At 45.4% G+C, this 26477-nt stretch carries 18 protein-coding genes; 13 read left to right on the top strand and 5 right to left on the bottom strand.

The window, feature by feature from the left end:
• Nucleotide 1: 1 nt before the first annotated feature.
• The 3 genes from B5X68_RS05950 to B5X68_RS05940 all read left to right on the top strand — a co-directional run bounded on the left by B5X68_RS05950 (nucleotide 2) and on the right by B5X68_RS05940 (nucleotide 5640).
• Nucleotides 2-3472, top strand: a complete 3471-nt coding sequence (locus B5X68_RS05950; RefSeq protein ID WP_082213696.1) for a SusC/RagA family TonB-linked outer membrane protein — start codon at nucleotides 2-4, stop codon at nucleotides 3470-3472.
• 29 nt (nucleotides 3473-3501) lie between these two features.
• On the top strand, nucleotides 3502-5007 hold the full coding sequence (locus B5X68_RS05945) for a RagB/SusD family nutrient uptake outer membrane protein (RefSeq protein ID WP_082213695.1): 1506 nt from the start codon (nucleotides 3502-3504) through the stop codon (nucleotides 5005-5007).
• A gap of 132 nt (nucleotides 5008-5139) precedes the next feature.
• Nucleotides 5140-5640, top strand: coding sequence for a hypothetical protein (locus tag B5X68_RS05940; protein ID WP_082213694.1), 501 nt, complete (start codon nucleotides 5140-5142; stop codon nucleotides 5638-5640).
• A 142-nt stretch (nucleotides 5641-5782) separates the two neighbouring features.
• On the opposite strand, the gene xylA is transcribed toward B5X68_RS05940, so the two are convergent.
• The 3 genes from xylA to B5X68_RS05925 all read right to left on the bottom strand — a co-directional run bounded on the left by xylA (nucleotide 5783) and on the right by B5X68_RS05925 (nucleotide 9919).
• Nucleotides 5783-7111 carry a xylose isomerase gene (xylA, locus tag B5X68_RS05935; protein WP_082213693.1) on the bottom strand — a complete coding sequence of 443 codons (1329 nt, stop codon included), beginning with the start codon at nucleotides 7109-7111 and terminating at the stop codon, nucleotides 5783-5785.
• Between the two features lie 144 nt (nucleotides 7112-7255).
• Nucleotides 7256-9373, bottom strand: coding sequence for a peptidylprolyl isomerase (locus tag B5X68_RS05930; RefSeq protein WP_082213692.1), 2118 nt, complete (start codon nucleotides 9371-9373; stop codon nucleotides 7256-7258).
• A 57-nt stretch (nucleotides 9374-9430) separates the two neighbouring features.
• On the bottom strand, nucleotides 9431-9919 hold the full coding sequence (locus B5X68_RS05925) for a hypothetical protein (protein WP_229208293.1): 489 nt from the start codon (nucleotides 9917-9919) through the stop codon (nucleotides 9431-9433).
• Nucleotides 9920-10075: 156 nt separating this feature from the next.
• Here B5X68_RS05925 and B5X68_RS05920 point away from each other — a divergent pair, with 156 nt between their 5' ends.
• Nucleotides 10076-10378, top strand: a complete 303-nt coding sequence (locus B5X68_RS05920; RefSeq protein WP_082213690.1) for an SCP2 sterol-binding domain-containing protein — start codon at nucleotides 10076-10078, stop codon at nucleotides 10376-10378.
• 72 nt (nucleotides 10379-10450) lie between these two features.
• The gene (locus B5X68_RS05915; RefSeq protein ID WP_082213689.1) at nucleotides 10451-11905 is read left to right on the top strand and encodes a Gfo/Idh/MocA family protein; all 1455 of its coding nucleotides are present in this window, start codon (nucleotides 10451-10453) and stop codon (nucleotides 11903-11905) included.
• 27 nt (nucleotides 11906-11932) lie between these two features.
• Here B5X68_RS05915 and B5X68_RS05910 read toward each other — a convergent pair whose 3' ends face one another.
• On the bottom strand, nucleotides 11933-12652 hold the full coding sequence (locus tag B5X68_RS05910) for a pyridoxine 5'-phosphate synthase (RefSeq protein ID WP_082213688.1): 720 nt from the start codon (nucleotides 12650-12652) through the stop codon (nucleotides 11933-11935).
• Between the two features lie 241 nt (nucleotides 12653-12893).
• Between B5X68_RS05910 and B5X68_RS05905 the strand changes: the two genes are divergently transcribed.
• From B5X68_RS05905 to nadB, 6 genes are all read left to right on the top strand, one after another.
• Nucleotides 12894-13343, top strand: coding sequence for a GatB/YqeY domain-containing protein (locus B5X68_RS05905; RefSeq protein WP_082213687.1), 450 nt, complete (start codon nucleotides 12894-12896; stop codon nucleotides 13341-13343).
• Nucleotides 13340-13903 (top strand): CvpA family protein, encoded by a 564-nt coding sequence (locus tag B5X68_RS05900; protein WP_082213686.1) that lies wholly within the window; start codon nucleotides 13340-13342, stop codon nucleotides 13901-13903. Before B5X68_RS05905 ends, B5X68_RS05900 begins: the two co-directional genes overlap by 4 nt.
• 128 nt (nucleotides 13904-14031) lie before the next feature.
• Nucleotides 14032-15084: a dual-specificity RNA methyltransferase RlmN gene (gene rlmN / locus B5X68_RS05895; protein ID WP_082214022.1), complete on the top strand. Its 1053-nt coding sequence runs from the start codon at nucleotides 14032-14034 to the stop codon at nucleotides 15082-15084.
• 104 nt (nucleotides 15085-15188) lie between these two features.
• Nucleotides 15189-16610 carry an inorganic phosphate transporter gene (locus B5X68_RS05890; protein WP_082213685.1) on the top strand — a complete coding sequence of 474 codons (1422 nt, stop codon included), beginning with the start codon at nucleotides 15189-15191 and terminating at the stop codon, nucleotides 16608-16610.
• A 198-nt stretch (nucleotides 16611-16808) separates the two neighbouring features.
• Nucleotides 16809-17804: a quinolinate synthase NadA gene (gene nadA, locus B5X68_RS05885; RefSeq protein WP_082213684.1), complete on the top strand. Its 996-nt coding sequence runs from the start codon at nucleotides 16809-16811 to the stop codon at nucleotides 17802-17804.
• A 26-nt stretch (nucleotides 17805-17830) separates the two neighbouring features.
• The gene (gene nadB, locus B5X68_RS05880) at nucleotides 17831-19483 is read left to right on the top strand and encodes an L-aspartate oxidase (protein WP_229208292.1); all 1653 of its coding nucleotides are present in this window, start codon (nucleotides 17831-17833) and stop codon (nucleotides 19481-19483) included.
• A 6-nt stretch (nucleotides 19484-19489) separates the two neighbouring features.
• Here nadB and B5X68_RS05875 read toward each other — a convergent pair whose 3' ends face one another.
• The gene (locus B5X68_RS05875; protein WP_082213683.1) at nucleotides 19490-20839 is read right to left on the bottom strand and encodes a vanadium-dependent haloperoxidase; all 1350 of its coding nucleotides are present in this window, start codon (nucleotides 20837-20839) and stop codon (nucleotides 19490-19492) included.
• Between the two features lie 483 nt (nucleotides 20840-21322).
• Here B5X68_RS05875 and B5X68_RS05870 point away from each other — a divergent pair, with 483 nt between their 5' ends.
• Both B5X68_RS05870 and B5X68_RS05865 read left to right on the top strand, forming a co-directional pair.
• Complete coding sequence (locus B5X68_RS05870) at nucleotides 21323-24556, top strand: SusC/RagA family TonB-linked outer membrane protein (RefSeq protein WP_082213682.1); 3234 nt, start codon at nucleotides 21323-21325, stop codon at nucleotides 24554-24556.
• 11 nt (nucleotides 24557-24567) lie between these two features.
• On the top strand, nucleotides 24568-26448 hold the full coding sequence (locus B5X68_RS05865; protein WP_082213681.1) for a RagB/SusD family nutrient uptake outer membrane protein: 1881 nt from the start codon (nucleotides 24568-24570) through the stop codon (nucleotides 26446-26448).
• Nucleotides 26449-26477: the final 29 nt, after the last annotated feature.

Here is a 26477-nt window from a genome sequence, read left to right as displayed (position 1 = left end):
TATGAATATAACGCTATCAGCTAAGCAATGGGCAGCGATCGGGATTGTGCTGATGACGCAATCCTCGCTGGTTGCCCACTCCCAGATTATCGCTTACGCCTCAATCCCAACCAGACAGCACCATGCTTTTGGTCAGGAAATGAAGCTTAAAAACGTACTGCTGGACTTGCAGAAACATTACGGAGTAGAAATTATCTTTGAAGATCGTCTTGTACGGTCTGTTAATGTTGCAATGGGTACATTGGATTTCAATCAGTCACTTGAAAAAAATCTGGGCTTATTGCTGCAGCAAAATGGTCTGACATTCAAAAAGACAAGAAAAAATACTTTTGTAATTACCGAAGTCAAAGCAAAAGAGGTTGCTCCTATAAAGGAAGAAGCGAAGGAAACGGGAGGTTTACCAGAGCAGACCCTTAATCCTGAAACCGTCATTTTCTCAACAACTTCACAGCAAGCGACCGTTGACAGGACCATTAAAGGTAAGGTTTCGGACGAGGCGGGAAGTGGCTTGCCTGGTGTGAGCGTGGTTTTGAAAGGAACACAGCGAGGAACCTCCACAGGTTCAGGAGGTGAATTCACATTGGATATTCCGGATGGCGCCGGCCAGAATGTGCTCGTAATGAGCTTTGTAGGTTATAAATCGCAGGAGGTTACGGTTGGTAGCCAGTCGAGCATTAATGTGGCCATGCTGCCCGACGAAAACGCGTTGGATGAGATCGTTGTTGTGGGTTACGGCTCTGTAAAAAAATCTGACCTTACGGGGGCCGTAGGAACCATTAAAGGTGAAGTTTTGCAGGAACGTCCGGCCTCATCATTGAATCAGGGACTTTCCGGCCGCATTGCCGGGGTGAATGTTTCATCCAACTCGGGCCGTCCGGGTGGTCGTGCTAACATCCGTATCCGTGGAGCCAGCTCCATTTCTGTGTCCAATAACCCGCTGTATGTCATCGACGGAGTGATCCTGAATGCAGTTGAGCTTGGAAACGGAAGTACGCCCATTGATTACATTAACCCCAATGACATTGCTTCTATTGAAGTTTTGAAAGATGCCTCATCCACAGCTATTTATGGTGCGCGCGGTGCTAATGGCGTTATTCTTGTTACGACCAAGCGTGGAACATCCGGTGGTGGTAAAGTGACTTACGACAGCGATTTCAGCATTGGTGTTGTTCCAAAAAAATTGCCTGTTCTAAATTCGAGAGAGTTTCTGCAAGTAGAGGAAACCCTATATGCCAATGCTGCAAAATATGATCCCGTGGGCTGGGCAACCGGCACAAAATATACCGACCCCAAATTGAAGCGGACCAATCCACTGCTTTTCGATTCCAGTGGCAATCCGCTGTATGACACAGATTGGCAGGATGAAACATTTCAAAAAGCATTTACCCAAAATCACCAGCTTGGGCTGACGGGCGGGAGCGAAAAGGGTAGCTATGGTGCTTTTTTAAATTACCGCAATGAAAACGGGATTGCACGCGAATCATGGCAGAAACGTTTTGCAGGCCGTTTTGTATTCGATAGCCAGATCAAAAGCTGGCTGAAAGTGGGCGGAACGCTTGGTTATACAGATCAGAACGAAAAACAAATTGATCAGCTGGGAGGCGGCGGGATCACTGCGATGCGCCAGGTTTTGGAAGCATTACCTATTATTCCTGTAAAATATCCTGACGGCAAATGGGCCAGTAACAGGGATTACCCGGGTATGGAAGGAGGCGATAGTCCCCTTAGGGTTGTTGCAGAGCGCCTTTTCTACCTGCGGACGCAAACAATGCTTGGGAATATGTATGCAAGCATCAGACTGGCCGACGGACTTGAACTGAGATCAACAGTTGGAACCAATGTGATCAACCAGCGTGAAGATTACTTTGCTGCCGCTGGCCTTCAATACATTTCTAATAATGGTGACGCTTCCATAACCAGCAGAAGGTTTAATTCATGGCAGTTTGAAAATTACCTGACCTATGCAAAGGAATTTGGTAAAATACACGCTGTAAATGCAGTGCTGGGGTTATCCTGGCAGCACGTGGATCGTTTCGACAATGCGGCGAGAAGCCAGAATTTTACGGATACTTATTTTCAGTTCAATAACCTCGGTGCAGGCGCTACCGCACTGGCGCCATCTTCCAGCGCTTCTGCGTACGGACTTAACTCTTACTTCGCAAGACTTAATTACAGCCTGATGGATAAATATCTGGTGACATTCACCGGTCGTCTGGATGGTTCGTCCAAGTTTGGGGATGCCAACCGTTATGCATTCTTCCCATCTGCTGCTCTCGCCTGGCGGGTAAGTGAAGAAGAATTTCTTAAAAATGTGGCTGCAATTTCCAACCTGAAAATCCGTGCGAGTTATGGAGCGACAGGAAACTCTGAAATTCCGGCTTATCGCGCTTTGGCAGGTTTACAGAGCTATGACGTCATATTTGGAGGTGTCCGTAACATCGGAACGGGTGTGAACCGTATGTCAAACTCAAATCTTCAGTGGGAAAAAACACAGCAGGTGGATTTTGGTATCGAACTGGGAATACTTTCCAACAGACTCAGCTTCGAACTGGATCTGTACAGAAGAAAAGTAAACAAAATGTTGCTGGATGCGCCGCTTCCATTGAGCAGCGGTTATGGAAGCATTTTTACCAATGTCGGCAGCATGGAGAACAAGGGTGTTGAATTTGCGGTGAATTCCACAAACATCAAGAGTGGTGATTTTTCATGGAGCACAACATTCAATATTTCTGTGAACAAAAACAAGGTGCTGGCGCTATCGGGAGGCAGTGACATTTTTTCGGGAAATACGATTGTGCGGGTAGGAGAGCCGGTTGGATCGTTCTTTGGGCGGGTTCATGAAGGGACCTGGTCTACGGCAGAAGCCGAGGTGGCCAAAAAATATAACATGCTGCCCGGTGATGTTAAGTACAAGGACCTTAATAACGACGGGGCCATAAATGATAATGACCGTGCGATCATTGGAAAAGGGATTCCTGATGGTTTTGGGACATTCCTTAACACATTTCAGTACAAAGCATTGTCCTTGACTGTTGACTTGCAATACATGTACGGCAACGATGTTCTCGACAGAAGTATTCACTCTGCGGAGGACAGGCAAGGCATTGCTAACAGCTACAAAACGGTCCTGAATGCATGGACCGAAACCAATCAGAACACGCCGATCGCGCAGGTGCGTCCGATCAACGCCTATTACACGACCAATAATGACAGCCACAAGGTGACCGATGCTTCATTTATCCGCGGACGCAACCTGCTGCTTGCGTATACATTCCCTGCTTCTATGGTGTCGAGGCTTAAACTGGATCGTTTGAGGGTTTACGGTTCGGTTCAGAACTTCTTCGTGACAACCAAATACAAGGGTTATGACCCCGAAGTTTCTAACTCAGGTTCGCCTTTTGACCAGGGATTTGGCTTGTACGATTATCCGAAGCCAAGAGTTTTCATGCTCGGCTTGAACATTGGTTTATAACATCATTAAAGACTCTTACTTGAAGTAAAATGAATAAATTAACTAAAAGAATCGGCCTGCTCACAACATTTTTGAGCGTATTCTGGGCAACGGGATGCAGTGACTTCCTGGACGAGTCCGATCCCAGCAATTTTACGGTAGAGAATTATTTCACGCAGCCTGCACATGGCAGGAGTTCTGTAAGTGCCATATATGCACCTTTGCGTGATCCGCTAGGCAGTGGATTCGGTGGCGGCCCCTGGATGATGACCGAATTCGCAACCGGTCTGGCAGGAACGGATTTGGGGCAGGCTGTGAACAGCTATTTTGTCAAAGACCTCCGAAACACTTCGGATAATGGTTATGGCCAAACTTATTGGGGCTCCTATTATCGGGGAATTGCGAACGCAAATTTATCCATCGCCAAAGTGCCGACTATTCCGGCCATGGATGCCGCGGAAGTGAAGAAACTCCTTGGGGAAGCATATTTTCTTAGAGCGTTTTATTACTTCAATCTCGTTCGGCTGTTTGGTAACATTCCACTGGTCACTGAGCCCGTTAATCTGGATTCGGAACAATTGAAACCGTCCGCGTCGAGTCCTGAAGATGTATATAATCTAATTGTTTCCGATTTGAAGCTAGCCGAAGAATCGGGTTTGCCGTGGACAGATGCAACAGGAAAAGTAAGTATGGGTGCTGTAAAGTCGTTGCTATCGCAGGTTTACCTTACTATGGCAGGATTTCCTTTGCAAAAAGGCGCTACACATTACGCACTGGCAGCAGCAAAAGCAGCAGAGGTGATAGATTCAAAGCAATTTAAACTATTCACTACTTATGCAGATCTGCACAATCCGGCTAAAAAGAATGTGGAAGAGAACATCTTCATGATCCAGTTCCGCACGCAGCTCCTTCCTTCAAGCTGGCAGGTTTCGATCATTCCTTACAACAAAAACATCTCACAATATTCGGATGAAACGGGTGGGATTTATTCGACAGGGGATTTTGTGAAATCGTACGATGCGGCCGATCTACGGATTCAGGAGAAACAATTTTTCTATACTAAATTCACCAATGAGACAGATCGCACCAAAGAAGTGGATCTGGGTGGATATTTTATTTACAAACATTTTGATAACGTAGCGCAAACCAGCACTGCGAATAGTGATCTGAACTGGCCTGTAATCCGTTATGCCGATGTTTTGCTGACATATGCCGAAGCTGCCAACGAAGCAACCGGCCCGTCTGCCAAGGTTCTTGAATCGGTTAATGCCATCAGAACCCGTGCGCAACTGCCTGCATTGGCAGGACTAGCGAAGGACAAATTGCGTGAAGCAATCTGGAAAGAGCGCTGGCACGAGCTGTGTTTCGAAAACATCACCTGGTTTGATATGGTGAGACTGAGGAAAGCGTTCAATGTAAAAACCAAAACTTTTGAAAATTATGTGGGTCATAAATTCTCTTACGGGCCAACTGTGACAGAAAGGGAATTGCTGTTCCCGATCCCTACTTCTGAAATTCGCAACAACACCAGCTTGCGCCAGAATAATGGATATTAAGTTCTGAATGTAGATTTGGGTTAGTTATTGAGCTTTATATAGTATAAGCCGCTGAAAATTTTCAGCGGCTTTTTTATTGCTGGCATCGTATTTGAAGGTCAGGAGATAACATCACCAAACTTGATACTAACAATGAGAAAGTTAACAAGAACCATTTTTGCAAATTTAACTATTGCAGCCGGCGTGTTGCTCGTTAGTTGTAACTCAGGATCTGATAAAGACAGAAAGGAACTGGCAAACGCCGAGGAAAAGGCGCTTGAAACAGCGGATGAAGCCAGTGAAGAAGTTGCCAACACTTCCGACACAACGGACATGGCCGATGCGAAAGAAGATTTGCTGGAAGCGAACCAGAAGCTCAACGAAAAGCAGCGCGATTACATGGCCTCGTTGAAAAAAGAAGAATCAAAATTGCAGGAGCGCATTGCAAAGCTTAACGATAAAATAAAGTCTTCGGATGGAGATGCTAAAAAGCGCTTAACGGCAAAAATGGATAAAGCAGTAAAAGAGCGCGATCTGCTGCAAGCCAACATTCTCGAAATGGCCAAGCCAATGGAGGACAAGCGGCTGGAAACTGTGCAAAAAGAAGTACAGCAACGGATCGTTGCTATCAATAAGGAATTGAGTGAAGAGTAAAAACAGAACGCCCTTATAGTTGTCATGCTGAGCGTAGTCGAAGCACGTTACCAAGGAGTAGCGTGCTTCGACTACGCTCAGCATGACAAGTATAGGAGCGCTCAGGCTAGCAGAATAAGTTAGCTTAGGTTCACGGATTTAATCAGATAAACCGATTGATCAAATTCTCCAAATACTCCTGCTTACCTGAAAGCGTTGCAGGTTCGCCTTTGCTTGCTGCCAGGTCGAACAGATCTTCCAGTTTTAATTGTCCTTTTTCGTAATCTGCGCCTTTGCCGCTGTCGAAGCTTGCGTAACGGTCGGTGCGGATTTTGTCATATTCACCGTTTTGGATGATCTTATCTGCGACGATTAGGGCTCTTGCCACTGTATCGATACCACCGATGTGTGCGTGGAATACATCTTCAACATCCGTTGAGTTACGACGACGTTTTGCGTCAAAGTTGATTCCGCCGCCTTGCAGTCCACCACCTTTCAGGATTACCAGCAATGCTTTTGTCCATTCTGCGATGTCGTTCGGGAACTGGTCTGTATCCCATCCATTTTGATAATCTCCGCGATTGGCATCGATAGAACCCAAAATTCCTGCATCAACAGCAACTTGTAATTCGTGTTCAAAGGTGTGTCCAGCCAATGTAGCGTGGTTCACTTCCAGGTTTAATGCAAAGTCACCCAGCAAATCGTGCTGGCGAAGGAAACCAATGACCGTTGCCGCATCGTAATCATACTGGTGTTTTGTAGGCTCGCAAGGTTTTGGCTCGATAAAGAATTTGCCTTTAAAACCATTTGCACGTGCATAAGCAACAGCCATTTTAAGCATTTGCGCGAAATGTTCCTGCTCACGCTTCATATCCGTGTTTAGCAAGGTCATATAGCCTTCACGACCTCCCCAGAACACGTAATTTTCTCCGCCTAATGCGATTGTAGCGTCCAAAGCCATTTTCACCTGTGCACCTGCATGCGAAACAACATCAAAGTCGGGATTGGTAGAAGCACCATTCATGTAGCGATGGTGGCTAAACAGGTTAGCAGTTCCCCAAAGTAATTTAACACCGGATTCTTTTTGTTTTTCACCCAAATAAGCCGTCAATGCTTGCAGACGCTTTTCGTTCGTCTTCACATCGTCGTCATAGTCTACAACGTCCAGATCGTGGAAGCAATAGTAAGGAACGCCTAGCTTGGTGATAAATTCAAATGCCGCATCAGCCTTATCTTTTGCACGGTCAACAGCATCTGATTTTTTGTCCCAAGGGTAAAAAAGTGTAGGGCCTCCAAATGGATCAAGTCCCGAGCCGCAGAATGTGTGCCAGTAAGCAACAGCAAAGCGAAGGTGGTCTTTCATGCTTTTACCGGCTATAATGCGGTTCTCATCATAAAAGCGATACGCTAGTGGATTATCTGTTTCAGGACCTTCAAATGCGATTTTGCCGATTCCTTTAAAATACTCCTGTTCTCCGAGTAAGATGCTCATTGTGATTTGTTCTTTATTAATAAGTGTAAGATTGACATTTCATGCTGCAATACTATCACTTTTTTCTGAATTATTTGCAGTGAAAATAAAAAGAGGAGCAGAAATCATTTCTGCTCCTCTTTTTCAATAAAAATTTTGAATCGCTCAAAAGAACTTCGCGCGGCGATCTTCGATTTTGGCATTCTCGCGAATGGCTTCATTTACCAGATACGACATGCGGCTTTCCAAAGATTGTGTCAACTGCGTCTTGTATTGCGTATAGTCAGCGATCTTCGGCGCTTCTGTTTTGCTAACCAACTCCATGATGAAAACACCATTTTCGCCAGTAAACACACCTGATTTCTGACCTGGTTTCAAGCCAAATGCTTTACCCAGTGCAATTGGATCAAATCCTGCGCTGGTAAGAAAACCGGTTGCAAGGGAAATGTCTGTTGCGTTTTCAACCAATGCACCTGCGCCATATTTGGCAGCGATTGCAGGAAGATCACCCGTTGCGCCTTTCAGCTTCGCAGTGATTTGCTCAGCCTTGATCTGGTTACGCACTTTTGTTGTCAGTTCATCGCGGAAGTCAGCCACTTTTACATCCTTCGCGTCGGACTTGCCAACCAAAACAGCTACGATATATTGTTCCTCGGTTTCAAATACAGGAGAAACTTCGTTAATGTCTGAATCATCCTTAAATGCCCATCTTACGATATCACGGCCGTTCTGAATTGCATTAATGTTCGTTGCAGATTCAGGGATACGGTTTGCATTGGCTACAACCAATGCTTTATTTTTCTTAACAGCTTCATCAAATGCTGTTTTTGTTTTTACAGTGTTCGCAAATTCATCCGCCTTTCTGTAAGCCTCGTCACGTGTTGCCTGGCTTGGGGCAATCGTTTTTCCAATGGCTGCAATGCGGTACAATGTGTTTGATTTCGGATCGGTAACCTTGATAATGTGGAAACCAAACTGGCTTTCTACCAATCTCGGGATCAAGCCCGGAGCCGTTGCAGAAAAAACAGCTTCTTCGAAAGGCTTAACCATTTGCCCATTATTCTGGAAATAGCTCAGGTCGCCTCCACGCTGTGCAGACTGCGGATCAGCGCTGGTTGTTGCTGCTAATGCTTCAAAATTGGCACCGGCACGAATCTGTGCAAGAATGCCTTCTGCTTTCGTACGAGCCGCAGCTTTTGCAGAGTCAGATTGGTTTTCAGCACGGATCAGAATGTGACTTGCTCTTGCAGAAGCAACCGTATCAACGCGTGTTCCGCCGTATTTGTAAATATAATAAGTGTTGCCTTCGCGGTAAGGACCGTAAACACCACCCGGAACGAATGTTTTCACGGCTTCTTTCAACTGGTCAGACATGGTTCCCAATGACATATTAATAGGAAGTGGAATGTCTGAGTTCATGCTTGCGAAAGCCGAATCGTTTTGTGCCGTAGCCAGGCCGCGTGCAAGTTCTTTGATTTCGCTATACAATGCAGCGCTGTCGTCTTTGGCAGGCTGGATCGGAAATGTAACGTATTCGATTGAACGTGTATCTGTTCCTTTGTATTCCGAACGGTGCGCGCTCAGATAATCTTCAAGTTGTTTGTCTGTAACTTTGATTGTTGTATCTACCACCGAGAAATAAGGCACATACAGGTAACGCAATGTTGCTTTGCTGGTTTGAGCCACATATTCCTTTTCAGCTTGCGCTTTCGGAATGTAGGTGGAAAGTTTCAGCATGTTTTCATATTTGGCACGTGTGCGTTCTTCACGAAGGCTTTTCTCAAAATTCTCCCATGATTTTTGTTGTTCAACAGGAAGTGTTTTCAGGTTTTTCAGATAATTAACAACGGCGTTTTTATCAAATTTACCCGTAGTAGGATCAGAAAAAGCTTGTAGAATCGATGGGCTTATGTGATTTCCCTGAACCATGTCAACCAGTTCCTGGTCAGTAACTGTCAGTCCAAGATCTTCAAATTCTTTTTTGTAGGCAATGTCAACTACGAATTGGTTCCAGGCCTGATCCCTCAGCGAAGCCAGCTCATTTTCGTTCAGGCTGCGTCCCGACTGCGCTTCGTAATTTTGACGAAAGCCGTCTACGCGCGCTTGAAAGTCTTTGATGTTAATGTCCTTGCCGGCGATCTCACCAACAGTCTGGTCATTTCCGCCTCCAAGCATGGAATTTGGGCCCATTAAGTCGCCCCCCACCATAAAAAGAATTAAACTGATCGCGATAACCGTCACAGCGATCCCGGATTTTTCTCTGATTTTTGTAATTAAAGCCATTTTCTCGATTCAAATTAGTCCGCAAAATAAAATCTTTTCTTCGTGGAATGCAAGAGGTTATGCTGAATGCATGTGTTTCAAATTGAAAGCATACATAATTAGCATAAAAATACTGAAGAAGACCCCAGCCATGGATGTAATAACACCCAGCCATCCACCGATCAGAAACAGCGGCAACAGAAATGCAACGGCGATTCCACCCATATATAAGTAGAACCCTCTTTTGTCAAGATTCCACATTAAATAGGCCGCAAAAAGGGACAGCGATTCGAAGATCAGCATTATGATCGCCCCGGTTTTGATCGACCCGGCGGTCGTCTGTTCGATCACGGCTTCAAACATTCTGTCCATGGTCTTCGTATCCGCAGTCGTTGCTTGATTTTCAAGATTTTCGCGCACGCCTTCAAATGTTTCACGGGTTTTGTCGGCCATGATCTCGGGGTTCCATAATCTTTCCGATTGGGTCCAGAGACCAGAAACGGAACTCATAAAAGTCAGGATGCACAATATGGTAAGGAACGTAGGACGATTTACTGTTTCACTCATTGGGTAGTAAATAATATCAGCAGGATTTTCTGATGAAAGATGTAAAATTTGTGGTTTTAGCTGAAAACACCAAAGCCATTTGAATATTCTTATAAGTGAACATACATTTGTCATTTTTAGTCCGAAAATATTACAACAACCCAAAGACCAACTGTTATGAGCTTACAAATTCTGACCGATCGCGTTAAAAATATCCTGGGAACCGACAGCGGCCTTGATGCCACTGTTAAATTCAAAACGGAGGAAGGAAGCGTATTTATAGATACCAAATCAGTTCCCAATTCAGTGACAAATGACGACCTGGAAGCAGATTGCACTTTTGAAGTTTCCACAAAAAATGCCCTTAAACTCATCGATGGCGATCTGAATGCTATGATGGCTTATATGACCGGCAAACTTAAAATCGACGGTGACATGGGTGTCGCCATGAAAATCGCTGAAACTTTCGGGGGACGTTAGTAGGCTTTTGAAACCATTTCCTTTTCACTCCTGACGGTTAAAATTTTAATACAACCTAAATCATGACGTGTTATGGAACAGCAAATTGAACCCGGCAAAAATGAAATCAGGCGCAGGGATTTTATAAAAGCCGGCGCTCTGGCGGCAGGGACTTTTATGATTGTTCCGCGGCATGTTTTGGGCAAAGGTTTTATCCCGCCCAGCGATAAACTGAACATTGCCGCAGTGGGTTGCGGGGGAAAAGCCGATGTGAATATTCGGCTATCCTATAATGAAGGAACGGAAAATATTGTCGCATTATGTGATGTGGACGACCGCCAGGCTGTAAAATATCGCAAGCAATTTCCGAATGCGCCTTATTATAAGGATTACAGGAAAATGCTCGAAAAGGAAGCCAAAAACATTGACGCCGTGCTGGTTACCACGCCGGACCATATGCATTTCCCTATCGCAATGGCGTGTATGGAACTGGGAAAACACGTTTACGTTGAAAAGCCACTTACCAAAGACATTTGGGAAGCGCGTAATCTTACAAACGCTGCCAAAAAATATAAAGTGGTGACCCAAATGGGCAACCAGGGAAGCAGCAGCGATGGCACCAGACAAACAGAAGCATTGGTTCAGTCGGGTGTCATCGGCGACGTGCACAAAATTGAAGTCTGGACAGACCGCCCTGTTTGGCCGCAAGGCGTAAAATCGCCCAAAGACAAAGGAGAATCGCAGCCCGTTCCGCAAGGCGTGGATTGGGATCTCTGGCTTGGAACGGCTCCAAAACGGGATTATCATGAAGCCTATATGCCGTTCAGATGGCGTGGTTACTGGGATTTTGGCACTGGCGCATTGGGCGATATGGGCTGCCATTTCATCGACGTGCCATTCCGCGCATTGAAGCTGGGCTATCCAACCTCGGTGGAATGCAGTGTAGGGTCGGTTTATGCTGACTTTTTTGAGCAAGCGTTTTTCGACGATGTTGCGCCGCCTTCTGCCTCCATACATTTAAAATTCGCTTCCAAAACACCTGGTAAGGACATTAGTTTTTCCTGGTACGATGGCGGAATGCGCCCGCAGTTGCCGGAAGCCTGTGACTATAAAACCGTTTTTGGAAGTGTGGATGGCGGAATGCTTTTCACCGGGACAAAAGGAATTATCAGCGCAGAAATGTTTGGTAACAATCCACGCTTATGGCCGGAAAAGAAATTTGAAACCGTAAGGCCGAATATAAAACCACGCGCATTGGTTCCGGGTGGATCGGAAGGGCATCAGCAGCAATTCGTTCAGGCGTGCAAGAAAGGCCATGGCACTTACACGAGTTCGGCTTTTGAAGAATCGGGTCCTTTAACGGAAATTGTGTTAATGGGAAACCTTGCCGTGCGGTCTTATCTGCATCGGGAGCCCAAAGCTGACGGAAAAGGTGGGTTCAATTTTCCTGGAAGACAAAAACTAATCTGGGACGGAGCCAACATGAAGATTACCAACTTTGACGTAGCTAACCAGTTTGTGAAGAGAGAATATCGTACGGGGTGGTAAATGGCTTAGTGCTAGCCCGCTCCGCCATCACAACTCCAGCTCCCGCAAATACATCTGAATCGTATTTTCCAGTCCCAAATAAAGCGCATCCGAAATCAGGGCATGGCCGATGGAAACTTCATCCATCCACGGAATGCTCTGTTTCAAAAAATGAAGATTATCCAGGCTCAGATCATGTCCTGCATTTAAACCTAAGCCCACTTCCCGGGCTTTTTCTGCTGCTTGTACAAACGGAAGCACGGCTTTTTGACGGTTTTCGAAATAATGTGCAGCGTAAGGCTCTGTATAAAGCTCCACCCGGTCGGCGCCGCAGATCTTAGCGCCTTCGACCATTCTTTCATCGGGATCCACAAAAACAGAAACGCGGATGTTGGCAGATCTAAATATCTGGATTAAATCGGTGAGCTCGCTTCGGTTGTTGATGGTGTCCCAGCCTGCATTGGAAGTGATCGCATGCAATGCATCGGGCACAAGCGTAACCTGATCCGGTTTATTAGCCAGCACAAGCTCGACGAATTTTTTTTCAGAAGGATTTCCCTCAATGTTAAATTCAGTGGTCACAACCTCCTTCAAATCATAAACATCCTGATAGCGGATGTGTCGCTCATCGGGTCTCGGGTGCACAGTAATGCCTTGCGCACCAAACCGCTCACAATCCAGCGCCACTTTAAGAACATTAGGATTATCACCACCGCGGGAGTTGCGGAGTGTTGCAATCTTGTTGATATTAACGCTTAGTCGGGTCATGGGAATAATTTGGAATGAGTGAATGAGTGAATGAGTGAATGTTTGTGAGCCTATGCGCTGAATGAGCACAATTTATAATGATTCGCTTAACTTTGCAGCCCGATTGACAAATTTAATGAGTCATAAGTTGAATTTTAAAATATTCACTCATTCGCTCATTCAGTCATTCAAAATTAATTTTTCATTCACTTATTCAGTCATTCATCGCACCGGCGACCCGGTCATTCAAAATTAACAATATATGTCACTTAAAACCCAAGTTGAATCAGGCATCAAAGATGCTATGAGGGCCAAAGATCAGGATACATTGCGGGCTTTGCGCGCGATTAAGTCGCTTATACTTTTAGAGGAAACAAAAGGCGGCGCGACAGGCGAACTGACTGCGGATGACGAACTTAAATTGCTTACCAAGGCGGCCAAGCAACGCAGGGAATCAGCTGATATTTACAAAACACAGAACCGTCCTGATCTTCTGGAAAAAGAGGAAGCCGAACTGGCCATTATCGAGCAATTTTTGCCAAAACAACTTACAGAAGACGAGGTTAAGGCCAAATTGCAGGATATTATCGCTCGGGTAGGGGCCTCCTCGCCTGCGGATATGGGCAAAGTGATGGGCGTTGCGACCAAAGAGTTGGCGGGACAGGCAGACGGACGTGTGGTTTCTACTTTGGTAAAGAGCTTGTTAGCATGAAATTACTGGATGTTCTCATCCTCATTCCCCTTCTCTGGGGAGCATTGCATGGTTATCGCAAAGGGCTTTTGATTGAAATTATCGGGATTGCCGGGCTTGTGATAGCCATGATTTTGGGTTTCAAATTCTTAGGGTTGGGAATGGAGATTCTCACTCCTTATTTCAGTGATAGTGTGGCCAAGAAAATCCTTCCTTATGTTGGGTTTTCGGCCATTTTCTTTCCTACTATTTTTCTTTTAAACCAATTCGGCTATTCTATCCGCCGTTCGCTTCGCTATTCTATTTTAGGGACGTTTGATAGTGTGGCCGGTGGTATGGTAGGCGTGCTGACCTGGGTTTTCGGGATCAGCGTTTTCTTTTGGCTGGTCAACGCCATTGGCGTGAAAATTCCTGCACATAGAACGGATGACACTTACCTTTATCCGATTGTCGTGCCCGTTGCTCCAAACCTGATCACCAAAGCACTCACATTAATGCCTTCGGGAACTGAACTCATCAAAGAATGGAAGCGGGAATATCTGGACGAGGAAGAGAAGCCGGTTTCTGAGCAAGAGGAGTAATGATAAAGCAAATGCCAGAGTTTTGAACTTTCAAAATTCCTTAGAGGTTACGTTCCGTAGTTGAGTTTCAGTAACTTTGCAGATAAATCGTCCAAATGCTCCTCGCATTGGGCCAACAGAAAGAAAAAATGATTGAAGTTAATAAGCGGCAGGATATCCGGAAAATGGACGTTGAACAGCTAAAAAGCTGGCTGGCCACGCATGGAGAAAAAGGCTTTCGTGCCAAACAAATATTTGAATGGATCTGGAAAAAATCAGCCCATTCTTTTGATGAAATGACAAACTTGTCGCTCGCGACCCGTCAGTTGCTGAACGAACACTTCTTGATCCATTCGCTGGACATTGCGAAACAGCAGCAAAGCAACGACGGAACAATAAAATCGGCATTCAAGCTTTTTGACGGCAATCTGGTCGAAGGCGTTCTAATTCCGGCCGCCGACCGCATGACTGCTTGTGTGAGCAGCCAGGTAGGTTGTTCGCTAACCTGCAAATTCTGCGCTACGGGTTATATGGACCGCAAACGCAACCTGGAAGCAGGAGAGATTTACGATCAGGTTGTAGCCATCGCGAGACAAGCCGAAGGAAGTTTCAAGGCTCCCTTAACCAACATTGTATACATGGGCATGGGCGAACCTTTGCTTAATTATGCCAATGTGCTGGAATCCATCGCTCATATTACGTCGCCGGAAGGCCTGAATATGTCGCCAAGACGCATCACGGTTTCCACAGCAGGCATTGCCAAAATGATTAAAAAATTGGGTGATGATGAGGTGAAGTTCAGGCTTGCGTTGTCATTGCACGCAGCAAATGATGAGAAGCGGAACCAGATTATGCCGATCAACGAGTCTAATTCACTGGACAACCTGGCGGAGGCTTTAAACTATTTTTATAAGAAAACCGGCAACCGGATCACGTTCGAATATATTGTTTTTAATAATTTCAACGACACTTTGCAAGACGCCAAAGAGTTGTGGGAATTTACAAAACGTGTTCCTGCCCGCGTCAATATCATTGAATACAACCCAATTGCCGAGGCGGACTTCAAGAACACCGAGGCGGATAGATTGGATAAATTTGCTGCTTTCCTGGAAGATAGGGGCGTTTCTGTGCACGTGCGCCGCAGCCGTGGCAAGGATATCGATGCAGCTTGCGGCCAGCTGGCCAATAAAGAAGCAGCATAATCCTGAATACTTATTCCGAATCTTGAATTAACAATTTGGTAATATTGCAGCGACAAGGAATAAGTAGTTTTGTCTCCTATTAAATAAACCTATATTCTTCTTTTATGTTTGGTCTTGAAACCGACATTTTTATCCTCCTCGCTTTTAGTATTTTAGCGGCTTGTGCATTCGAGTTTGTAAATGGTTTTCACGATACCGCCAACGCCGTTGCCACTGTTATTTATACCAACTCATTGAAACCCAATGTTGCCGTAATCTGGTCGGGTTTTATGAATTTCTGCGGTGTGTTTCTGGGTGGAATAGCCGTTGCAATGGGGATTGTCAATTTGCTTCCTGTTGAGTTATTGATTGATCAGAATGTCTACCATAGCGCCGCTATGGTTTTTTCATTGCTTTTCAGCGCCATTATCTGGAACCTGGGGACCTGGTATTTTGGATTGCCGAGTTCCAGTTCACATACATTAATCGGCTCCATTCTGGGTGTAGGGCTTGCATTTACATTCATGCCCGAAAACTCTCAAGGTGCAGGGGTTAACTGGACCAAAGCACAGGAATTGTTCACTTCATTGCTGACTTCCCCGATTTTCGGATTTGCACTGGCAATCATCATTATGTTCATCTTGCGGAGAATGCTTTCAAAGCCGCTTCGGGAAGTTGTGTTCAGTGAACCAAAGAAAAACCAGCCGCCTCCGCTTTGGATCAGGGCTATATTGATTACAACCTGTACATTAGTGAGCTTTTTTCACGGTTCCAATGATGGCCAAAAAGGCGTGGGACTTGTTATGCTGATCCTGATCGGAATTGTTCCTGCACATTTTGCATTGGACAACAGCATTGATCCAACGGGGATGAAAACAGATCTGGCAGGCATTGAGCGTGCAGTTAATACGATTGATTCTTCGAGATTGTCAGTTTCAGACCGCCATCATTTGTTTACCATCAAATCAGAAATCGATACACTGAATCAACAGATCAATAAGCCGCTTGTAGATAAAAAGCTGCCTCTGGAAGACCGTATGGATGCGCGCCGTTCCCTTCTGCTGATCAGCCGGAATTTAAAAACGATTCTGGATAACGGACATGCCAACTTGAATGTCGATGACAAAGCATTTTTGAAAATGCAGTCCGGTAGTGAAACCGGGATCAGAAGATATACAGATTATGCACCGGATTGGGTGATTTTAATGATCTCACTTTCTCTTGGATTGGGCACAATGGTAGGCTGGAAAAGAATTGTAGTCACGATTGGTGAAAAAATTGGTAAACAACACCTTACTTACGCACAAGGTGCTTCTGCTGAGCTTGTTGCGGCCAGTACAATTGGTGTTTCGTCTTATTTAGGACTTCCTGTAAGCACCACGCACGTGCTTTCGTCCGGGATCGCAGGTTCGATGGTGGCGAGCAAAGGCGTTAAGAACCTGCAAGGCGGAACGATCCGGAATATCGTGATTGCCTGGGTGTTAACATTGCCGGTTACCATGCTTTTGTCTGGAACACTTTACGTGTTCTTTCGCTGGATATTGTAGGTCTTTTGAGCATATAAAAGGCATTAAAAGGCCGCCGGGAACATTTCCGGCGGCCTTTCATTTTTTGGCCAGCGCACTTTCTTTGCTTTTCATTGGTTTAATATTGTAAATTCGAGTCCACGCGGTGGTCGCCACCCGGTGGCCGCCACGCGGTGGCCGGAATTTTTATGATCAACTAAAAGCCAATTATTCACCATAATGACAACTATTGAAGAGCAGGTCAACCGTTACGGTTATGTTACCGAAGCTGTTGCTGATGATATTGATTTAATTGCCGAGATTAATCGACTAAAAAAAGAGAAGAATGCTGTGATCCTGGCGCATTACTATGTGGATGCTGAAATTCAGGATCTGGCGGATTATATTGGTGATAGCCTGGGCCTTTCCCAGCAGGCAGCTGCGACGGAAGCGGATATGATCGTCTTCTGCGGTGTGCATTTCATGGGAGAAACGGCGAAGGTTTTAAGTCCGAATAAAAAAGTAGTTATCCCCGATCTGAACGCAGGTTGTTCCTTAGCGGATTCTGCACCCGCAGATAAATTTGCCGCATTTAAAGCGCAGTATCCCGATCACATTGTGATCAGTTATATCAACTGTTCGGCCGAAATTAAAGCATTGACGGACATTGTTTGCACCTCTTCCAATGCACTGCAAATCGTTGAAAGTTTACCAAAAGATCAAAAGATCATTTTTGCGCCGGATGCGAACTTAGGTAGATATGTTGCGCATAAAACAGGCAGGGAAATGGTTTTATGGGATGGAGCCTGCATTGTGCACATTGATATTTCGAGGGAAAAATTGAAGCAATTGCGCGACGATAATCCGGATGCACTGCTTATCGCACATCCCGAATGTAAAGAGGATATTTTGATGCAAGCGGATTTTGTGAGCTCAACAACGGGCTTATTGAAATTTGTCAAAGAATCTCCGCAGGAGAAATTCATCGTGGCTACGGAAGCAGGGATTTTGCATAAAATGAAACAATCGGTTCCTGACAAAAAGCTAATCCCGGCTCCTGGTTCCGACAACAATACCTGCGCTTGCTCCGAATGTCCCTATATGAAAATGAATACATTGGAGAAGGTTTATAATGCACTTTTGTATGAGCAGCCGGAGATCATCGTTCCCGAAGATATCCGCCTTAAAGCTTATAAATCCGTAGCCCGAATGCTCGAATTGAGTAAGGGAATTTAAAAACACCAATTATTAATCTTGATACAATGCCCCAATTCGATTTCCTGATTATCGGTTCCGGAATTGCCGGATTAAGTTATGCAGCTAAACTGGCTAGACATTTTGACGAATTAAAGCAGGAAATTTCCATTGCTGTTATTACCAAAGTGCAGGCAGATGAAACCAATACCAAATACGCACAGGGCGGCATTGCGGTGGTTTGGGCCGAATCGGACTCGTTCGAAAAGCATATTCAGGACACAATGGATGCAGGGGACGAGGTTAATAAACGGAACATTGTCGAAATCGTTGTGCGCGAAGCACCGCAGCGGATCCAGGAGCTGATCGACTACGGAACGCGGTTTGATAAAGAAAAAGGAGGAGAATATGACCTTGCCAAAGAAGGCGGGCATTCGGATCACCGCATTCTTCATTTTAAAGACATTACAGGTGCCGAGATCGAGCGCGCGCTGCTTGAAGAAGTTAACAGGCATAAAAGCATTCAGGTTTTTACACATTATTACGCCGTAGAGCTTATTACGCAGCATCATTTGGGTGAAACGGTTTATCGATACAGGGAAGATATCCAATGTTATGGTGCTTATGTGCTGAACCGCCAAACCGGGGAAGTGGAGAAATTCCTGGCTAAAACCACCATGCTGGCAACAGGCGGAATCGGGAACATTTACCAAAGCACAACAAATCCTACCATTGCCACCGGTGACGGAATTGCAATGGCATACCGGGCAAAAGGCGTTTGTGATAATATGGAATTCATCCAGTTCCATCCGACGAGTTTTTACCAGCCCGGCCAAAAACCTTCTTTTCTTATTTCTGAGGCAGTGAGAGGATTTGGAGGAATTTTAAAAAGGGCTGATGGAAGCACTTTCATGGAAATTTATGACGACCGCCTTTCCCTGGCTCCGCGTGATATTGTTGCCCGTGCCATTGATTCGGAAATGAAAAAGAATGGGGTTGACCACGTATATCTCGATGTTCGCCATTTGGATTATGACAAATTCCTGGAGCATTTTCCTAACATTACCGAATACTGTCTCAAATCTGGCATTGATGTCCGAAAAGATATGATCCCGGTCGTGCCGGCTCAGCATTATATGTGCGGGGGAATTAAAGTAAATGAGTGGGGCAAAACCAACATTAATTTCCTATATGCGGTAGGAGAATGTTCCTGCACCGGTTTGCATGGGTCTAATCGCCTCGCTTCCAATTCTTTATTAGAAGCTGTTGTGTTTGGGCACAGAGCCTACGAAAGCACGGTAGAGAGTTTCAACAAGGCAATTACACCCAGTAACATTCCTGAGTGGGACGATTCAGGCACAACGCATCCCGAAGAGCAAGTTCTGGTAACCGAAATGACGCGGGAATTGAACAGCATAATGTCCAATTACGTCGGCATCGTTCGCACAGACCGACGTATGAAGCGTGCATATGACCGTTTGGAATTGCTGCACGAAGAGCACGAGCAACTTTACCGGGAATCCAAAGTTTCCGTTGCGATTTGCGAACTTCGGAACATGATTTCGGTTTCTTATCTGATCATTAAAATGGCAATGGCCCGACGCGAGAACATCGGGCTGCATTACAATTCGGATCACGTAAATTCGGAGCACGCCCATTCAGACCGAGTCCATTCAGACCGAGTCCAATCAGACCAAATACATTCAACCCGAATTCATTAAATCGGGTTAGTTGGCAGCGATTTCGTGCCGGCCTTTTTTGGTAACGGCGCGCCTCCAAACATTCTCACCCACTTTTTCGCCCAGGTAAGTGCCTTGTTCAACGCCATCGCGGTAATGTATGCCGCCGTAAACGCGGCTTATGGATGCATCCCAATAAGCCTCTTTAAATGATTTGAAGGACTTAATGCCGTGTCCGTATTTCTTTTCAGTTGTGTCGGTGAATGCCACATTGTCCCCGATCAAATGTGTCAACACAGTTCCGCAAGCAGCTGAAATTGAACTGTGGCCACTTACGTATTCCGGGAAAGCCGGTGTTTCAAGGAATGGTCGCCAGTTTGGGTCCCAATTATTATTGATGACCGTCTCTGGCCGGATCCGCACTGTTCTGTATTTCTCGTCCCAGCAAGCTGAAAACGCATCGAAAAGGGATAATGCACCCAATGTATACGCTTCCGTGGAGCGCATTAAATCCAGTTTTTTATCCGTCGCCACAGTCCTGATGATCGCCAGCCAATGTCCTGCGGGAGTCATCTTTTTATTGGCAAACATGGCATGGCCTACGACATTAGTTACAAAAGCATTGTCGTCCCAAAAATAAGCCGTTGCCTTTTGTTCGTCTGTTAATGTCTTGCCGGTGTTGTAAACTTCCATCGCCAGATCCATAAACTTGCTCTTTTTATCAAGGTCGTATTTGGCCGGGGGCGGGCAGCGGAACTGTGTTACCGAATCCAGCGCAAATGTCCTCACCGTATTCCACATTGGCTCGCAAGCATCTGCATAAGCAGGCGGCGTGGGCACCCAGGTCCCGGGCGCATTTGTAACCGTATATCGATAACCGCGTATCTCTTTATAATGATCTTTTGCAGAATATGCGAGCACGTGCTTGGCCACAGAATCTCCGTATGCAGTTGAGCGTTCGAAAACGTCATCCGGAATACCCATTTTGCGATATTTTTCAAAAAGGCCTTTTTCATAGTCATCCCACATATTTCCGGAGAAAGTAAGCGTCCGGCCCACCGTAGCAAATGCCTTTATACTCGCCAGCGGGTAACAGTAAGCAAGAGAGGAGTCTGGTTTCGGTGGCATGGTAAACTTTACAAGCTGGCCTCCAAGCGATTGATATTCAGGATATCCAGGCACAAGTGCCTCATAGGCGGCCAAAAAAGAGTAACTATAGATGCGGCTTGCAACAGGCGGTTTGAAAATGTCATGGATGATGACATCGGTGAGATGCGTGGCCGTTTCATGAAAAATTGTCGGGTCAGCTGCTTTGGCATTGTATTCATCCGGTGACACATTTTTAGTACAACCGAAGGCAAGCGAGATACATATCAGGGAGAGTAAACGGAATTTCATTATGTAGACAGTAGGTAACAATTACAACATTACTATATCGCGAAGTTAGTAAACATACATCACATTTTGGAGTCATAATATGTAACTTTTAGTATACAATTTTATAATTATTCAAATTTGGAGTGCGAAAAATTGTTATTTTCGTAGAATGCATAGACTAAAAATAAGAATCCTTTCTTTTGTAAAATATTTAATATCTTTTTGTACAATCGAACGAGTAAATCAAAAAATTCGAAGCTTATCCAATGAGTTTTCCCAGGATGACGAAGCGAATTGTGTACAATTTACACCGAGAAAAAGCTTAACAAAACATTACCCTAACTCACCAAAACTTTAAAGCGAACCTATGTAAATACTTTCCATTCCAAATCCTTTACTTCTCTATTGCCTGGTTTCCATCGAAACCGCAGGTTGACTCTACGTTCCGTGCTTATACGGTTAAGCAACTTTTTTTATTCCTACTATTAAACCAAATTTCAATCTATGAGAATTTCTACTGGATGGACATTTCGTGCCAAATCACGTTATGTTTCTTCTCTTTTGCTGGTCCTGATCACAGTAATAGGTGCATTTGCCCAGAATGTGGTTAAAGGAACAGTTAAAGATGATCAAGGAGTGGCCTTACCAGGCGTGAGTGTCGTGGTAAAAGGAACCACCGCCGGCACTGTAACCGATAATGAGGGTGTGTACTCCGTCGCTGCGGACAAACAAGGCACATTGGTCTTTTCATTTATCGGTTACCTGACTCAGGAAATTCCTGTTGGCAGCAAATCTAATATTGACATCAAACTTATTTCAGACACCAAGGCACTAACCGAAGTGGTCGTTGTGGGTTATGGTACAGCTAAAAAAGCGACGCTGACCGGTTCGGTTACAGCCGTAAAAGGAGCAGAACTTGAAAAAGCACCTGCCGCTAACTTGTCCAACACGCTGGGCGGTCGTCTGCCTGGTATTTCAGCAGTTCAGGCGAGCGGTGAACCTGGAAATGATGGTTCTGCCATTCGTATCCGGGGAACTAACTCACTGGGTAACAGCAATGCGTTGATCGTTGTGGACGGTGTTCCCAACCGTAGCGGTGGTTTGGACCGTATCAATCCAGCCGATATCGAAAGTATTTCCGTTTTGAAAGATGCTGCTGCTGCCATTTACGGTTCGCGTGCGGGTAACGGTGTAATCCTGATTACAACCAAGCGTGGAAAAACAGGCAAGCCGCAATTGTCTTACGACATGAACTTCGGCGCATCTCAGCCAACCAGAACGCCTGAAATGTCTAACGCTCAGGAGTATGCAACGATCCGGAACGAATTGCAAATTTATGATAACCTTCCGGTTGGAGAATGGGGCAATGCATTAACAGCCTTTAATACAGCAGGTTCTTACAAAAGACAGGATAACGGAAACGTGATCAATGCTGTGTTCAATCCGGATGACATGAAGAAATTCGCAGATGGAACCGATCCGCTTTTGCACCCGAATACAGACTGGTATGGTTCGGTGATCCGTAAGTGGGCGCCGCAGCAACGCCACAATCTGCAATTGACAGGTGGCAGCGAGAACATTAAGTATCTGGCTTCTTTGGGTTATATCAACCAGGAAGGTTACTACAAAAATACGGCAACTGCTTACAAGCAATATGATATGCGTATCAATTTGGATACAAAGATCAATAAGTATATTTCTGCAAACGTAGGCCTGACATTGCGTGAAGAAGATCGTAATTACCCAAGTGGTGGAAATGATGCAGGTCCGATCTTCCGTATGCTGATGCGCGGGAAGCCAACGGAAATCGCAATCTGGCCAAACGGAAAAGCGGGCCCTGACATTGAAAACGGTCAAAACCCTGCGGTTATCACAACCAATACGACAGGTTACGAGCGCGACAGAAGAGATTATATCCAAACAAATGGTGGTCTTGAAATCTTGATCCCTGGTGTTCCTGGATTGAAAATCAACACAATGGCAGCATTGGATAAGCAAATCCGCCGTCAGAAAAACTTCGAAACGCCCTGGACATTGTATTTCTGGGATAAGAAAACTTACGAGGCTGATGGCACAACGCCTGTGTTGACAGGAACAGTTCGTTCTACTTTCAAAGATCCACGTTTAACCGAGGCTTCTTACCAGGAATTGTCTATCCAGTTGACCGGCCAGATTTCTTACGAAAAGTCAGTTGGCTCGCACAACTTCAATGTAATGGCGGGTGTACAACGTGAAAAAGTGGACGGTGACGGGTTTTTTGCATTCCGTCGTTACTATATTTCTCCTGTTGTGGACCAGCTTTTTGCGGGTGGAACGCCTGAGCAGAACATTGGTAATTCAGGAACAAACAACGGCGATCTGTTTTCACGTGCCCGTTTGAGCTATTTTGGACGCGCAGGTTACAACTTCAAAGAAAAGTATCTTGCTGAGTTCCTGTGGCGTGTGGATGGTTCTTACGTGTTTCCAAAAGAAGGCCGTTTCGGTTTCTTCCCGGGGGTTTCGGCCGGATGGCGCATATCAGAGGAAGCTTTTTGGAAAAATAGTGTTTCGCGATTTGTTGATAACGTGAAACTTCGCGGTTCATGGGGTCAAATGGGTGCTGAACCTTATTTTCTTGGAACTGAAACTCTCGCAGAATATCAATATCTGTCGACAATGGGCTTTGGTAGCTACATTATCAATGATCAGGTGGCCAAAACTTTGCTTGAAGCACGTGTTGCCAACAGAGACTTTACCTGGGAGGTTGCCAACAACTCAAACTTCGGTATCGAGGGAACATTGCTGAACGATAAGCTTGCATTTGAATTTGATTATTTTATAAACAACCGTTCAAATATCCTGATCCCGAAAGCAGGTTCAACGCCTTCTTCTGCTGGTATCGACGGAAAGCTTCCTCCTCAAAACCTTGGTAAATTGCAAAACAAAGGCTGGGAGTTTAAACTGAGCTATGATGGCAATGCGAGTGACTTCAATTACTCTGTGAGCGTGAATGGTGGTTATGCTAAAAATCAGATCAAATACTGGGATGAAACGCCGGGTGCACCTTCGTATCAGCGTTCAACCGGAATGCCGTACAACTCATTCCTTGTTTACCAATTCGACGGAGCATTTAAAGATCAAGGTGAAATTGATGCCAACAAGCTTGATTACTCACCGATCACAGGTAACCTGAGACCTGGTGACATGAAGTTCAAAGACGTGAATGGCGACGGAAAAATCAGCGCTGATGACCGTTTGAGAACTGAAAAAGTACAGCGTCCATATTTCACGGGTGGTGCTTCTATCAACCTTGGTTATAAAGCATTTGACCTTTCGGTATTGTTCCAGGGAACGTTAGGAGGGTTACAGATTGTGGGTCTTACTGAGTCTGGTGACATTGGTAACTACTTAAAATATGACTTCGATCACCGTTGGACAATCGATAACCCAACGAGCGAATATCCACGTTTGACCAACCGTAACAACCGGTATTATACCAACACAGGACAAGCTGGTATCAACAACTACTTCCTGAAAAGCAATAATTACCTGCGTGTGAAGAACATTGAGCTGGGCTATAACCTGCCATCTGAGCTTGGTTCGAAAATCGGTTTGAGCAAGTTCCGTCTTTATGTAAACGGATTAAACCTGTTCACATTTGACAAGATCAAAGTTTGGGATCCGGAATCCACTAACACCAGTGGTCAATACTATCCACAGGCAAGAATTATCAATGCCGGTCTACGTGTAGCATTTTAAAGACAACAAATATGAAATTGAAATATAAAAGTATAATCTTAATTACGCTGCTGACCGCGGCTGGATTATCGTCCTGCGACACAGATTTCCTGGATGTGACCCCACCGACCGAAATTCCAAGTGAAGAAGCATGGAAAGAGGGACCATTGGCAGAAGGCTTTGTGACAGGGATTTATGCAGGACTTCAGCAGGGAGGATTTAGTGAGCAAATGCTTGCTTCGCTGACCGATGAAGCTGTATTTACCCACACCGGACGTAACATTAACACGGTTAATGAAGGCAGTTTAAGCCCTTCTAACCTGGGATGGGTTGACGCAACGTACGGCTGGGGACAGATGTACACTTACATCCGCGCTTCCAACCTGGCTATTACAAACTTGCAGACCGCGACTTTTACGGACGAAACACTGAAAGCACGTCTGAAAGGAGAAGCTTATTTTCTTAGGGCTTATTACTATCAGCAACTGGTGCGCTATTACGGTGCTGTGCCTATCATTAAAAAAGTGTATGCGCTAAACGAAGATTACACCGTACCCCGCAACACCTGGGATGAATGTGTTCAGCTAATCGTGAGTGACCTGGATAGCGCTGCTTTGCTGCTTGATGGCAAGACATTGGTAAAAGGCCGCGCGTCAAAATTGGCTGCACAAGCGCTTAAATCGAGGGTATTGCTTTATGCTGCGAGTGATCTGCACGACGTGCCAACTATGAAAGCGAAATCTACGGTTTTGGCTGCTTTTCCAAATCCTGAATTTCTTGGCTATGTCTCAGGCGACCGCAAGGCGCGCTGGACAGCTGCCCAGGCTGCTGCAAAAGTGGTGCTGGACGGTAACAATGGTGCTTATAAAATGAACCTTACCGCACCTGCTACGGCTAATGAAGGAAGATTGAACTACATCTCCATAGCAATGGCTGGTGCAAGCGCGGATAAAACACTGGATCCATCCGCAGCGAGCGAGATCCTTTTTGGGCGCTATTTTACGCCAAGTTTGGGCGAAGGTGCACGTCAGACAGGTTTGAACAATGGTCCTAATGGTTACCACAACTGGGCCGGCAACACGCCGATCGGAACGTTGGTTGACGATTATGAACTGATGGACGGAACGCAGTTTAAATGGACAAACCCTGCCAATGCTGCCGCTCCTTACAAAAACCGCGATCCTCGTTTCTACGCAACTGTGATGTATGATGGCGCAGACTGGAAACCACGCCCATCGGATGCGAAAGATCCTGCAAATCAGATTCAAACCGGAGCATATGATCTTTTGGACGACAAAGGAGCATTGATCAACCGCAAAGGATTGGATACACGCAGCAGCTCAATCGAAGACTGGAACGGAAGCCGCACAGGTTATTACATGCGCAAATTCATTGATCCAAACCCTGCATTGTACGATAACACCGACCGTCAGAACATTCCATGGCCGTTTATCCGCAGCACTGAAGTTGTTTTCAACTACATTGAAGCAAGCATTGAACTGGGTCAGGATGCCGAAGCATTGGCATGGCTTAATAAAATCCGCTTCCGCGCAGGTATGCCAGCATTGAAAGTGACCGGCGCAGCGTTGAAAGAAGCCTATCGGCACGAAAGAAGGATCGAAATGGCTTACGAAGAGCAACGTTACCATGACGCCCGCCGCTGGATGATCGCCAAAGAAACATTAGGTCGCCCATTGGAATACATTAACGTGTTAGGCAAATTCAAAGCGGGTAAGTCTATGAAAGAGCCATATCATTACGATACTGACGTTTATACTTACACCTACACGCCGGTTGTTGAGAAATCTCACGAAAACCGCACCTGGGTTGATAAAATGTATTTCCGTCCGTTCAGCCGTGATGAGATTAACAGAAACTCAAAGCTGGCGCAGAATCCAGGTTATGATAAATAGTTAGTCCTCGCTTTATTAGTAAATTTGTG

Origin of the sequence: Dyadobacter psychrophilus (genome assembly GCF_900167945.1) — a bacterium.
Classification (GTDB): domain Bacteria; phylum Bacteroidota; class Bacteroidia; order Cytophagales; family Spirosomataceae; genus Dyadobacter; species Dyadobacter psychrophilus.
This window is presented reverse-complemented; position numbering and strand designations above follow the sequence as displayed.